Source organism: Streptomyces sp. NPDC024687 (assembly GCF_055559055.1).
In genome coordinates, this window is record NZ_JBVHLJ010000001.1 from 447,627 (window position 1) to 460,484 (window position 12,858).

General features: G+C 71.1%; 7 protein-coding genes. 3 read left to right on the forward strand and 4 right to left on the reverse strand.

All coding sequences use genetic code 11. The annotated features are described in order from the left end of the window. Positions 1–71: 71 nt before the first annotated feature. The gene (locus ACZ39I_RS01985; RefSeq protein ID WP_467241782.1) at positions 72–1,517 is read right to left on the reverse strand and encodes an MFS transporter; all 1,446 of its coding nucleotides are present in this window, start codon (positions 1,515–1,517) and stop codon (positions 72–74) included. A gap of 96 nt (positions 1,518–1,613) precedes the next feature. Between ACZ39I_RS01985 and dusB the strand changes: the two genes are divergently transcribed. Continuing rightward, positions 1,614–2,768, forward strand: a complete 1,155-nt coding sequence (gene dusB / locus ACZ39I_RS01990; protein ID WP_467241784.1) for a tRNA dihydrouridine synthase DusB — start codon at positions 1,614–1,616, stop codon at positions 2,766–2,768. A gap of 301 nt (positions 2,769–3,069) precedes the next feature. On the opposite strand, the gene ACZ39I_RS01995 is transcribed toward dusB, so the two are convergent. The 3 genes from ACZ39I_RS01995 to ACZ39I_RS02005 form a co-directional block, all read right to left on the reverse strand. Continuing rightward, positions 3,070–4,800 (reverse strand): LTA synthase family protein, encoded by a 1,731-nt coding sequence (locus tag ACZ39I_RS01995; protein ID WP_467241786.1) that lies wholly within the window; start codon positions 4,798–4,800, stop codon positions 3,070–3,072. 168 nt (positions 4,801–4,968) lie between these two features. Then, on the reverse strand, positions 4,969–6,906 hold the full coding sequence (locus ACZ39I_RS02000; protein WP_467241789.1) for an amylo-alpha-1,6-glucosidase: 1,938 nt from the start codon (positions 6,904–6,906) through the stop codon (positions 4,969–4,971). Beyond that, the gene (locus ACZ39I_RS02005) at positions 6,903–8,354 is read right to left on the reverse strand and encodes an MGH1-like glycoside hydrolase domain-containing protein (protein WP_467241791.1); all 1,452 of its coding nucleotides are present in this window, start codon (positions 8,352–8,354) and stop codon (positions 6,903–6,905) included. The genes ACZ39I_RS02000 and ACZ39I_RS02005 overlap by 4 nt, the downstream gene beginning before the upstream one ends. Positions 8,355–8,474: 120 nt before the next feature. Between ACZ39I_RS02005 and ACZ39I_RS02010 the strand changes: the two genes are divergently transcribed. Then, the gene (locus ACZ39I_RS02010) at positions 8,475–9,677 is read left to right on the forward strand and encodes an ROK family transcriptional regulator (protein ID WP_467241792.1); all 1,203 of its coding nucleotides are present in this window, start codon (positions 8,475–8,477) and stop codon (positions 9,675–9,677) included. Positions 9,678–10,082: 405 nt separating this feature from the next. Beyond that, positions 10,083–12,803 carry a pyruvate, phosphate dikinase gene (gene ppdK, locus ACZ39I_RS02015; protein ID WP_467241794.1) on the forward strand — a complete coding sequence of 907 codons (2,721 nt, stop codon included), beginning with the start codon at positions 10,083–10,085 and terminating at the stop codon, positions 12,801–12,803. Positions 12,804–12,858 lie beyond the last annotated feature (55 nt).

Genomic DNA, 12,858 nt, shown 5'->3' on the forward strand with positions numbered 1-12,858 from the left:
GCGGGGCTGGGTCGATGTGCGGCTACCGCCGCGTGGGCGCGAGCAACCCCCACCGGCTAGCAGCCGCCAAACTAGGCGCTGACCCCCGCCGCCTCGCGAACCTCAACCGACTCCAGCCGCTCAGCCGTCCGCTCAGCAGAACGCCGGGCCCACGGCCCAGTAGTCACCGCCCCGAGCACCAGCACAGAAAGCCCGCACCCGGCCAGAATCCACCACCCCGGCACCGCGGCGGACACGAACTTCTCCTTGTACGACGAGGAGCTCACCCCGGAAGCCAGCACCGCCCCGACCACCGCGACCCCGAGGGTCTGTCCCAGCTGACGGCTCGTGGACGCGACCGCGGCGGCAACCCCCGCCTGGGCCCGCGGCATCCCCGACACCGCCGTGTTCGTGATCGGCGCGTTGACGAACCCGAACCCGATGCCGAACAACAGGTACCCGAGGAACAGCGTCACATCGGACGTCTCCGCGTCGAACGCCGCGAAGAGCACCCCGCTCACCGTCATGGCGATCCCGGCGACCACCAACGGCAGCCGCGGCCCCCGGCTCCCCACCAGCCTCCCGGCGAGGGGCGCGCACAGGAACATCGGCACCGCCATCGGCAGCATCCACAGGCCGGCGTGCAGCGCGTCCAGCCCCCGTACGTTCTGCAGATACAGCGTCGACAGGAACAGGAACCCGCCGAGACCCGCGAACGCGCTGATCGCGATCACGGTGGCCCCGCTGAACGGCGCGGACCGGAAGAACCGCAGGTCGATGAGGGGCTCGTCACGCCGGGGCTCGTACCAGAGCAGCCCCGCCAGCGCGGCGACGGCGACGACGGCGAAGGGCAGGACGTACGAGAACCCCGAGGACGGCGCCTCGATGATCGCGTACGTCAGCGAGCCGAACAGCGCGATCACCAGGAGCTGTCCGACCGGGTCGGGGCGGCGGGCCCTGGGCGCCCGGGACTCGGGGACGTACCGCAGGGTGAGCAGCAGGGCCGCGAGCCCCACCGGCAGGTTGACCCAGAAGATCGAGCGCCAGCCGACCGAGTCCACGAGCACCCCGCCGACCAGCGGCCCCGCGGCCATGGAGATGCCGACGACAGCGCCCCACACGCCGATCGCCCGCGCCCGCTCGCGCGGGTCCGTGAACGTGTTGGTGATGATCGACATCGCGACCGGGTTGAGCATCGAACCGCCCACCGCCTGCACCATCCGGAAGGCGACCAGCGCCTCCAGGTTCGGCGCGGCCGAGCACAGCGCGGAGCCGATCGTGAAGACGATCAGGCCCGCCATGAAGACCCGCTTGCGGCCGATCCGGTCTCCCGTGGAGCCGGCCAGCATCAGCAGTGAGGCGAGGACCAGCGTGTACGCGTCGATCGTCCACTGGAGACCCGCCGTGCTCGCGTCCAGGCCGCGCTGCATGGCGGGGAGGGCGACGTTGAGGGCGGTGGTGTCGAGGCTCACGATCAGGAGGCTCATGCAGCAGATCGCGAGCACCAGCATGCGTCGGCGAGGACTGAGCTCGGGCATGCGCTCCATCGTACGCCGGTATCAATAGTGCGTCTAACTAATGGTCGCTACATGATCGATGTACGAGGCGTTCGCGCGGTGCGTGACAATGGGGGAATGTCCACGACCGCGCTCACCGAGAAGACGCCCCTGCGGATCGGCCCGCACACCGCCCAACCGCCCGTGGTTCTGGCCCCGATGGCCGGGATCACGAATGCTCCCTTCCGCACCCTGTGCCGGGAGTTCAGCGGGGGCAAGGGGCTGTTCGTCAGCGAGATGATCACGACCCGGGCGCTGGTCGAGCGCAACGAGAAGACCATGCAGCTGATCCACTTCGACGAGAGCGAGAAGCCTCGTTCGATCCAGCTGTACGGCGTCGACCCCGCCACCGTCGGCAAGGCCGTCCGCATGATCGCGGAGGAGGGTCTCGCCGACCACATCGACCTGAACTTCGGGTGCCCGGTGCCGAAGGTGACGCGCAAGGGCGGCGGATCCGCGCTGCCCTTCAAGCGGCCGCTGCTCCGGGCGATCCTGCGGGAGGCCGTGAGCGGGGCGGGGGATCTGCCGGTCACGATGAAGATGCGCAAGGGGATCGACGACGATCACCTCACCTATCTGGACGCCGGGCGGATCGCGGTCGAGGAGGGCGTGACGGCGATCGCGCTGCACGGTCGTACCGCCGCCCAGCACTACGGCGGCACCGCCGACTGGGACGCGATCGCCCGCCTGAAGGAACACGTGCCGGAGATTCCCGTCCTCGGCAACGGGGACATCTGGTCGGCGTCGGACGCGCTGCGGATGGTGGCGTCCACCGGCTGCGACGGGGTCGTCGTCGGGCGGGGGTGTCTGGGGCGGCCGTGGCTGTTCGCGGACCTGGTGGCGGCGTTCGAGGGGCGTAGGGAGGACATCGCGCGGCCTTCGCTGCGCGAGGTGGCGGATGTCATGGTCCGCCACGCCACGCTCCTCGGCGAGTGGATCGGTGACGAGTCCCGCGGTGTCATCGACTTCCGCAAGCACGTGGCCTGGTACCTGAAGGGCTTCGCGGTCGGCAGCGAGATGCGCAAGCGGCTGGCGATCACGTCCTCGCTGTCGGAACTGCGGTCCGGTCTGGACGAGCTGGACCTCGACCAGCCGTGGCCGACGGGCGCGGACGGGCCGCGTGGCCGTACGTCGGGCAACAACAGGGTGGTACTCCCGGACGGTTGGCTGAAGGACCCGTACGACTGCGCGGGGGTCGGCGAGGATGCGGAGCTGGACACGTCGGGGGGCTGAGCGGCTTTCGGCTGCGGGTTCGGCGGGGGCGGACGTCGTGCGCAGTTCCCCGCGCCCCTGAATGCCTGCGGCGGCCCGTGCGGCGCGTGGGGGCGGGTGTGTTCGCCCCCCACCCCGATCCCGTCCTGGCGCAGGTGACTGCAACCCCTTAGGGGCGCGGGGAACTGCGCGACCAGCCCCCACGGCCCCGCACTCGCCCGACAACCTGACCCGGCACCTCCTCAGGCGCCCCGTCCAAGCCCAGCGCAGCGGCACCGCGGGGAACTGCGCGACCAGCCCCGACCGGCCAACCCCTGAAGCGTCACCCCTTGGACGGATGCCGCGTCGAGCCGTACGCCGTCAGGAAGCGGTCTCGGAAGGAGCTCATCTTCCAGACCGGGGCGTTGTGCGCCGGCTTCAACCCGTCCGTCCAGTTCCAGGACGCGATCCTGTCGAGCACCTTCGGGTCCTTGGCGACGATCGAGATCGGTACGTCACGGCTGGCGTTCTCGCCGCTGACCCGGGCGATCGGCTGGTGGTCGCCGAGGAAGACGAGGACCGTGTCGTCGCTGCCGTAGCGCTCCAGCCACTGGGTCAGTGAGGTGACCGAGTACGAGATGGACTTGCCGTACTCCTGCTTGGAACGGGTGGAGTCGGCGATGATGTCGGACGGTTTGTTGCCCGCCTTCTGGATGGCTTTGAAGACCGAGCCGTCGCCCAAGTCGTTCCAGTCGACCATCTTCGGGATGGGCGCCCACGGCTGGTGGCTGGAGGTCAGGATGATCTCGGACATCAGCGGCTTGTCGCGCTTCTTGCCGTGGACCTGGCGCTGGTAGGCCTCCAGGGCGTACTGGTCGGGCATCGTCGACCAGCTGAACTTGGGCCCCCTGTAGCCGAGTTGGAAGGCGTTGTAGACCTTGTCGAGGTCGTAGTACTTCTGCTCGGGCCAGCCCTTCTGGACGCCCGGCATCACGCCGACCGTGTCCCAGGCGCCGGTCTTCTTGAAGGCCTTGGTGAGGCTGAGGTGGTCGCTGGCCATGACCGTGCGGTAGCGCTGCTGGTTGTCGATCCAGAGGCCGGAGAGGGTCGTCGAGTGGCCGAGCCAGCTGCTGCCGCCGTACGTCGCCGAGGTCAGCCAGCCGCTCTTCGCGTGGAAGCCGGCCTTCGCGAGGGCCGCGGTGCTGGCGCTGAGGGTCTTGTCGACGCCGGGCGCGATGGCCGGGTCCTCGACGGCGCTGCGGCCGTAGCTCTCGATGAAGGTGAAGATCATGTCCTTGCCCCGCAGGTAGGGCACCAGCTGGGAGCCCGGCGTGTTCCCGAAGGCGTCGACCTCGGCCACCTTCGCGAAGGCCGCCTCGTCCCGCACGGTCTGCAGCACCTGTTGGCCCTCGCGCGCGGTGAGCGCGGCGGTGTGCTGGGAGGCCAGCGGGACGCCGGCGATCTGGAGGCCGAGAGCGGAGCAGGTGACCCAGACGGTAGCGGCGAGGAGGGTTCCGCGGGTCGCGGTCCGGCGGTCCAGGACCAGCAGGCCGCTCAGTCTGACCATCGCCAGCGTCATGAGGGACAGCAGCAGGAGCACGAGGACGATGACGCCGATCACGGCTCCGACCGCCACGGCCCGGCCCATCGAGTCCGCGACGTACGACTGCGCGTCGTCGAGCAACTCCCAGTCGAGGACGGGATTGAAGGGCCGCCCGAGGTAGTCGTTGAACCCCATGTCGAGCAGGTTCAGGATCGTCATCACGCCGAGCGCCGCGCCGGACACGGCGGCCACCACCAGCCGGGGCCGACGCGGGAGCGCGAGCGCCACGGCCGCCCCGAGGATCGCCTCCGCCGGAATCCGCACGAACTCCCGCAGATGCAGATGGGTGAGCTTGTTCGGCAGGAGCAGGGCCCCGAGGACGAGAAGGGCGGCGAGGATGTTGAGGGCCCAGCGGATATTGCGTACGGCGGTGGGGTGCGCGGCCCGCCAGGAAGCCTTCCCGGCCGGCGGACCGTCCGTACCCGTCGCCTCGGCCTCGGGTGACGTGCTCTCTGCAAGGGTCTCGGACACCCGAGGGTCCTTCCGTACGGGTCCTGGGAGAAGGCGGATGCGATATGGGGTCTCGGATCCGCCACCGTCCCGTACGGAGGGCTCAGGTCCGGAGTTCACCGGTCAGGGCAAACACCGGGCCAACGCTTGGTCAACGGTCGGGTTCCGGCCTGCGGCCCATCCCTTCGCTCACGCGCCTCCCACCGCCGTCAGCAGGGCCAGCGGGGCCGCGGCGGACCGGGACTCCCGCACGCACGCGTGCGGGTACGGCACCGGCTCGCCGTGGGTGTCCCGCCCGTACCCCGCCAGCACCTCCGGCAAGCGGTGGCCGGTCGCCGTCGCCGCGTCCACCAGCCCGTGCGCCACCGCCCGCGCCTCGTCGTGCAGGCCGTAGCGGGCGAGCCCCAGCGTGATCAGCGCGTTGTCGTGCGGCCACACCGATCCCCGGTGGTACGACAACGGGTGGTACGCCGCCTGTCCGGCCGCCAGTGTCCGCACCCCCCACCCGGAGAAGAAGTCCGGCGCCAGCAGCCGCCGCCCCACCAGCTCGCCGTACTCCTTGTCGAGCAGGCCCGACCACAGCAGATGCCCCGCGTCGGAGGCCAGCGCGTCGACCTGCCGGCCCTCCCCGTCCAGGGCGAGCGCCGGGAACGAGCGGTCCGGCATCCAGAAGTCCCGCTGGAACCGGTCCCGCAGATCCGCCGCGGCCTGTTCGAGGAGCGCCGCGTACGTCTCGTCGCCCCACACCGTGCGCGCGACCGACGCGGTCCGGCGCAGCGCGTCGTACGCGTAGCCCTGGGCGCCCGCCGCCATCACCGGCCCGCCGGCCCGCGTTCCGTCGGCGCCGCAGATCGCGCCGGGGGAGTCCTTCCAGTTCTGGTTGGCGAGGCCGCCCTGGTCGGAGCGGTAGACGAGGTAGCCGCGCGAGGTGAGGCCGCCGTGGTCGAGCATCCAGCCGATCGCGGCGCGGGCGTGGGGCTCCAGGCGCCGGGCGAGCGAGACGTCCCCGGTGTGCTCCACATACGCGCCGAGCAGGACGAGGAACAGGGGAGTGGCGTCGACCGAGCCGTAGTAGCGGCCGTACGGCACCTGCTCGAAGTGCGCGAGCTCCCCGTGCCGTACCTCGTGCACGATCTTGCCGGGCTGGGCCACGGAGGCCGCGCCGGTCTCGGTGGCCTGGGTCGCGGCGAGCGCGGGGAGGGTCGCGGCGGCGAGCTGGGGACGGTAGGGCAGGGCGAAGAGCGCGGTGAGAAGGGCGTCACGGCCGAGGAGGGTGAGGAACCAGGGGGCACCGGCGGCCGGGACGCGCAGTTCCTCGCCGTCCGGGCCGGTCGCCGGGACCTGGAGCGAGGCGAGGTCCGCGAGACCGCGGGCACAGGCGGCCGCCAGCTCCGGCCAGCCGGTCGGGAAGGCGACCCCCTCCACGAACTCGCCCTCCATCGCGAGGAGTTCGCGGTTCAGGGCGGCGGGGGAACTCGGCACCCGGCGGGCCCGCCGGTCGCCGTGCGGGCGGGCCATCACCCGCAGGGTCAGCTCGGCCGTGCCGTGCGGCTCCAGGTCCAGCGTCCAGACCAGCCGCCTGGCCCCGGTGCCGGTCTCCTCGACACCGGCCGGGACGGGCTCGGCCGTCACCGTCGTGGAGGACCGCCATTCGCGGCGCTGGTAGCTGAACTCCACGCCGTCCTCGCGGACTTCGCGGAAGCGGGTCGCGCCGGTCTTCGGGTAGGTGCGGTGGTCGGAGCGGAGTTCGAACTGGTCGGTGAAGTCGGCGTCCGCGGTGACCGCGAGCCGGACCGTCGTCGGGACCGGGCGGTTGCTGGTGACCCGGAGGGATTCGACGAACGAGCCGTCCCCCACCGCCTGTTCGCGGAAGAGGGTGTGCGCCGGGGGTTCCTGACGGCCGCCCCGCGGGACCAGGACACAGCGCGCGGTGTCCCCGTCGGCGACCGGCGACAGGGTCTCCGGGACCGCCCCGTCGACGGTCAGCTGCCAGCGGCTCAGGTGCCGGGCGTCCCGTACGAACAACCCGTCCGGTGAGCTGCCGTTCCGGACACCGCTGATGTCCCCGCCGTCACCCACGGCAGCGAACGTCCCACCGTGCACAAGCAGATGATGCCGGTCCGTCATCGCCGGTCCCCTCCCTTGAGTCCCTTGAGTTCCATGTCTGCCGTGACCGTGGTGCCGAGCGTGACCGCGGTGTCGCTGTGCAGCAGGTCGAGCGCGAGCGCGGCGGTCCAGCTGAAGCCGGTCGCCCCGCAGGCCTCGCCGGTGTACGGGTCGACGTACTCCGCGAAGTCGGTGGCCCCGGCGAGTTCGAGGACCGACTCCCGCAGCGCGTCGGCCTGTCGGCGCCTGCCGTGGGTGCGCAGCCCCCGCTCCAGCAGCCAGGCGGTGTTGAACCAGGCCGGGCCGCGCCAGTAGCGGTGCGGGTCGAAGGCCTCGCCGAGGAGGTCGTAGCTGGGGAGCAGGCGGGTGCTGGTGCCCAGCCCGAAGTGGGGGCCGCAGACCGTCCGCACGAGCGTCGCGACGAGGTCCCGCGGGAGGTCGGGGAGCAGGAGCGGGATCAGGCCGGAGACCGTGCGCTCGGGGATGAGGGCGCCACGCCCGTCCGCGGCGGGCGCCCGCAGGTCCCGGCACAGGAACATCCCGCTCGCCGGGTCCCACAGCCGCTCGACCAGCGCCGCCGTGAGCCGCTCCGCGCGCGCGTGCCGGGCCGTGCCGGGAGCGCCCAGCTCGGCGGCGATCCGGGCGAGGGCGTGCTCGGAGGCGATGAGCAGGGCGTTGAACGCGGGGTCCTCGACGGCGAACTCGCCGCCGCCGTCGGCGTATCCGGCGTCCCGGTAGTCCGTCGCCAGTCGCACGTACCGTCCGTAGTCCAGGTCCGTGGGCCGGTCCTCGGCCGCCCCGTGGTCCAGGTCGGCGCGGCGGAAGGAGCGGGCCGGCGCCGGGGTGACGCGGGAGAGCGGGAGGTCCCAGGCGGGGCTGTTGTCCATACCCTGTTCCCAGGGGTGCACGACGGACGCGAGGCCCCCTCCGCCCAGGTCCCGGCGGTGCAGGAGATAGCGGTGCCAGGCGGCCAGGCGCGGGTACACCCGGGCGAGGAAGCCGCGCGCCCGCGACAGGCCGGGGTCGGCGCGGTGCACCAGCCACGCGGCCAGGGCGTGGACCGGTGGCTGCACGATGCCGGACGTCTGTACGGTGCGCGGGGCGCCCGCGGTGTGCCCCGCGGTCGAGGAGCGCCAGAAGTCGGGGCTCGGGAAGTACGCGTCGAGCGGCACGGAGGGGTTGAAGACGATGTGCGGGATCCGTCCGTCGCCCCACTGGGCCGCCAGCAGGGTCTCCAGCTCGGTCTGCGCCCGCAGCGGCGAGAGGTGGCGCAGGCCGATCGCGATGAACGCGGAGTCCCAGGACCACTGGTGCGGGTACAGACCGCGCGAGGGGACCGTGGAGGCGCCGGTCCAGTTGCCGTTCAGCACCCTCGCCGCCCCGACGTGCAGCGGATGTGACGAACCCGGCGGATCGTATGCGATCGAGCGTTCCGCGGAACGGGTGATGAGCTGGGCAGTGCGATCCACTCGGGGCTCCCCGAAAGACGTATGGCTGACCGGTTCGGTCAGGGCTACCGTAGGGTTACGTCTATTTAACACGCAAAACCCAGAATGTAATGCAGAGTTGAGAAACACAAGGGGGCGCGCATGACCGGACGGAGTCAGACCGGAGCCGGAGATCTGCTCGAGCTGGTCCGCAGCGGGCGAGCCGTCACGCGCGGAGCGCTCCAGCAGGCCACCGGACTGTCCCGGGCGACCGTCGGCCAGCGCCTGGACCGGCTCTTCCGCGCAGGCTGGCTGCGCGAGGGTGCCGGGGGCCCGGTGGACTCCCCGCTGGGCGGCCGCCCCTCCATCACGCTGGAGTTCGACGACGACCACGCGGTCGTCCTCGCCGCCGACCTGGAGACCCGGCACGCCCGCGCGGCCGTGCTGTCCCTGACCGGCGAGATATTCGCCGAGCACAGCGGCACCCTGGTCATCGAGGACGGCCCGGACGCCGTGCTCGGCGAGCTGGGCCGCTGGTTCGCCGAACTGGTGGAGAAGGCGGGGCACCGTGCGGAGGAGGTCTGCGGGATCGGGCTCGCCGTGCCGGGCCCGGTCGACCTGGAGAGCGGCCGGGTGGTCCAGCCGCCGATCATGCCCGGCTGGGACGGCTACGACATAAGAGGCCGCCTGGCCGGAGCCTTCAGCGAGCACACCGGGGCGGGCCCCCTCCCCGTGCTCGTCGACAACGACGCCAACCTCATGGCCTACGGCGAACAGCGCACGGCCTATCCCGACTGCTCGGCGTTCGTGCTGGTCAAGGTCTCGACCGGCATCGGCGCCGGAGTCGTGGTCGACGGCTCGGTCTACCGGGGCATCGACGGCGGCGCCGGCGACCTGGGCCACATCCGGGTGCCGGCGGGCGCGGAGGCGCTGTGCCGGTGCGGCTCCTACGGCTGCCTCGCCGCCGTCGCGAGCGGCGGTGCCGTGGCCCGCCGGCTGGCGGCGGCCGGGGTGCCGGCGGCCTCCGGATCGGACGTGCGGGACCTGCTGGCGTCCGGGCATCCCGAGGCGGCGGCGTTCGCGCGGGAGGCGGGGCGGCAGGTCGGGGACGTCCTGGCGACGGTCGTGACCCTGCTGAACCCCGGGGTTCTGATGATCGCCGGTGACCTGGCCGGAACCCCCTTCCTCACGGGGGTCCGGGAGCTGCTGTACCAGCGGGCGCTGCCGCGCTCCACCGCCCGCCTGGAGGTCGTCACCTCACGGCTCGGGGAGCGGGCCGGGCTGGTGGGGGCGGGCGCCCTGGTCGTGGAGCATCTGTACGCACCCGAGCGGGTCGAGGAGCGGTTGCTGGCCATGGGCGTATGACGTCCGTGTTTCTGTCCGCAGAGCCGTCCGCATGGTGAAATCCGCGCGTCTGTGGCAGCGTGATTCTCGCCACCCTTGAGAAGGCGTGCGCTCGGATGAGCGGATCATGAGCGAATGCACTTCTCCAAGGGGTGGCACTGAGTGCCACCCCTTGATCGTTCATCGATCGAAATCAAGCGTGCGAATCCTCGCTCAGGTGAGCGCCTCAACGGGGTTGTGAGGGTTGGCGTGTTCAAGAAGTGAAAACACTCGGGCCTCGTCGCTTGCCAAGCTTTGACTTTCGATCCGCTGGCAGACGACTGGTTACGGGCGTATGACGCCCGAGCAGACGTACCCAGAAGCCTTCGATCTGGGTATGTTCCTCGCCGTCAGGGCAGCCACCGCGTCCTCGAGGGAGTCGGACCCGTGTCGGAAAACAAAGAACCCCACGTAGCGAAGTTCGTTTACGACTTCACCGAGGGAAACAAGGACCTCAAGGACCTCCTGGGTGGCAAGGGCGCGAACCTCGCCGAGATGACCAACCTGGGACTCCCCGTTCCCCCCGGCTTCACCATCACGACCGAAGCCTGCAAGGTCTACCTCGACAGCGGCGACGAGCCGGCGGCACTGCGTGACGAGGTGAGTGCGCACCTCGACGCGCTGGAGCAGCGCATGGGCAAGAAGCTCGGCCAGGCCGACGACCCCCTCCTGGTCTCGGTCCGCTCCGGCGCGAAGTTCTCCATGCCGGGAATGATGGACACGGTCCTCAACATCGGGCTCTCCGACAAGTCGGTCCAGGGCCTCGCCCAGCAGGCCGGCGACGACCGCTTCGCCTGGGACTCCTACCGGCGCCTCATCCAGATGTTCGGCAAGACCGTCCTCGGCGTCGACGGCGACCTCTTCGAGGAGGCCCTCGAGAAGGCCAAGGAGGCCAAGAAGGTCACGGTCGACACCGACCTGGAGGCCGCCGACCTCAAGAAGCTGGTCACCGCCTTCAAGAAGATCGTCAAGAAGGAGGCGGGCCGGGACTTCCCGCAGGACCCGCGCGAGCAGATGGACCTCGCCATCCACGCGGTCTTCGACTCCTGGAACACCGACCGCGCCAAGCTCTACCGCCGTCAGGAGCGCATCCCGCACGACCTGGGCACGGCCGTCAACGTCTGCTCGATGGTCTTCGGCAACCTCGGCCCGGACTCCGGCACCGGTGTCGCCTTCACCCGTGACCCCGCCTCCGGCCATCAGGGCGTCTACGGCGACTACCTCCAGAACGCCCAGGGCGAGGACGTCGTCGCGGGCATCCGCAACACCGTCCCGCTCGCGGAGCTGGAGCAGATCGACAAGAAGTCGTACGACCAGCTGATGCAGATCATGGCCACGCTGGAGAACCACTACAAGGACCTCTGCGACATCGAGTTCACCATCGAGCGCGGTCAGCTGTGGATGCTCCAGACCCGGGTCGGCAAGCGCACGGCGGGCGCCGCCTTCCGGATCGCCACCCAGCTGGTGGACCAGGGCCTGATCGACGAGGCCGAGGCGCTCCAGCGGGTCACCGGCGCCCAGCTCGCCCAGCTGATGTTCCCGCGCTTCGACGAGAACACCAAGGTCGCGCAGGTCGGCCGGGGCATCGCGGCCTCGCCGGGCGCGGCCGTCGGCAAGGCGGTCTTCGACTCGTACACCGCCGTCAAGTGGTCGCGTTCGGGCGAGAAGGTCATCCTGGTCCGCCGGGAGACCAACCCCGACGACCTGGACGGCATGATCGCGGCCGAGGGCATCCTGACCTCACGCGGCGGCAAGACCTCCCACGCGGCCGTCGTCGCGCGCGGCATGGGCAAGACCTGTGTCTGCGGCGCCGAGGAGCTGGAGGTCGACACCAAGCGGCGCCGGATGACCGTGCCGGGCGGGCATGTGGTGGAGGAGGGCGACCTGATCTCCATCGACGGCTCCAGCGGCAAGGTGTACCTCGGTGAGGTCCCGGTCGTGCCCTCTCCCGTCGTGGAGTACTTCGAGGGCCGGATGCACGCCGGTGCCAACGACGCCGACGAGCTGGTGGAGGCGGTCCACCGGATCATGGCGTTCGCGGACCGCAAGCGCCGCCTCAGGGTCCGGGCCAACGCGGACAACGCCGAGGACGCGATGCGCGCCCGTCGCTTCGGAGCGCAGGGCATCGGCCTCTGCCGTACCGAGCACATGTTCCTCGGGGACCGCCGTGAGCTGGTCGAGCGCCTCATCCTGGCCGACACGGAGGCCGAGCGCGAGGAGTCGCTGAAGGCGCTGCTCCCCCTGCAGAAGCAGGACTTCGTCGAGCTGTTCTCGGCGATGGACGGGCTGCCGGTGACGGTACGGCTCCTCGACCCGCCGCTGCACGAGTTCCTCCCGGACATCACCGAGCTGTCGGTCCGCGTGGCCCTCGCGGAGTCCCGTCAGGAGCCGCACGAGAACGAACTGCGCCTGCTCCAGGCGGTGCACCGCCTGCACGAGCAGAACCCGATGCTGGGCCTGCGCGGCGTACGCCTCGGTCTGGTCATCCCCGGCCTGTTCACCATGCAGGTCCGGGCGATCGCGGAGGCGGCGGCCGAACGCAAGAACGCCAAGGGGGACCCGCGCGCGGAGATCATGATCCCGCTGGTGGGCACGGTCCAGGAGCTGGAGATCGTCCGCGAGGAGGCCGACCAGGTCGTCGCGGAGGTCGAGGCGGCGACGGGTGTGGAGCTGAAGCTGTCGATCGGCACGATGATCGAGCTCCCGCGCGCCGCCCTGACCGCCGGTCAGATCGCGGAGGCGGCGGAGTTCTTCTCCTTCGGCACGAACGACCTCACCCAGACGGTGTGGGGCTTCAGCCGGGACGACGTGGAGGCGAGCTTCTTCACGGCGTACCTGGAGAAGGGCATCTTCGGCGTCAGCCCCTTCGAGACGATCGACAAGGACGGCGTCGGTTCCCTGGTCAAGCTGGCCGCCGAGGCGGGCCGCAAGACCCGGCCCGACCTCAAGCTCGGCGTCTGCGGTGAGCACGGCGGTGACCCGGAGTCGGTCCACTTCTTCCACGAGGTGGGTCTGGACTACGTCTCCTGCTCGCCGTTCCGTATCCCGGTCGCCCGCCTGGAGGCGGGACGCGCGGCGATCACGGCGAACGGAAGCGACCACCGGTAGGCCGCCGGCCGCCTCCGACGGCCACTGGACCCCGGATCCGCCGCCCGTCCCCGAC

What these genes read in the sequence shown, in the direction of transcription:
- ACZ39I_RS02000 (WP_467241789.1), bottom strand. Translation starts at nt 6,906, where the DNA reads ATGACGGACCGGCATCATCTGCTTGTGCACGGTGGGACGTTCGCTGCC.
- ACZ39I_RS01985 (WP_467241782.1), bottom strand. Translation starts at nt 1,517, where the DNA reads ATGCCCGAGCTCAGTCCTCGCCGACGCATGCTGGTGCTCGCGATCTGC.
- dusB (WP_467241784.1), top strand. Translation starts at nt 1,614, where the DNA reads ATGTCCACGACCGCGCTCACCGAGAAGACGCCCCTGCGGATCGGCCCG.
- ACZ39I_RS02010 (WP_467241792.1), top strand. Translation starts at nt 8,475, where the DNA reads ATGACCGGACGGAGTCAGACCGGAGCCGGAGATCTGCTCGAGCTGGTC.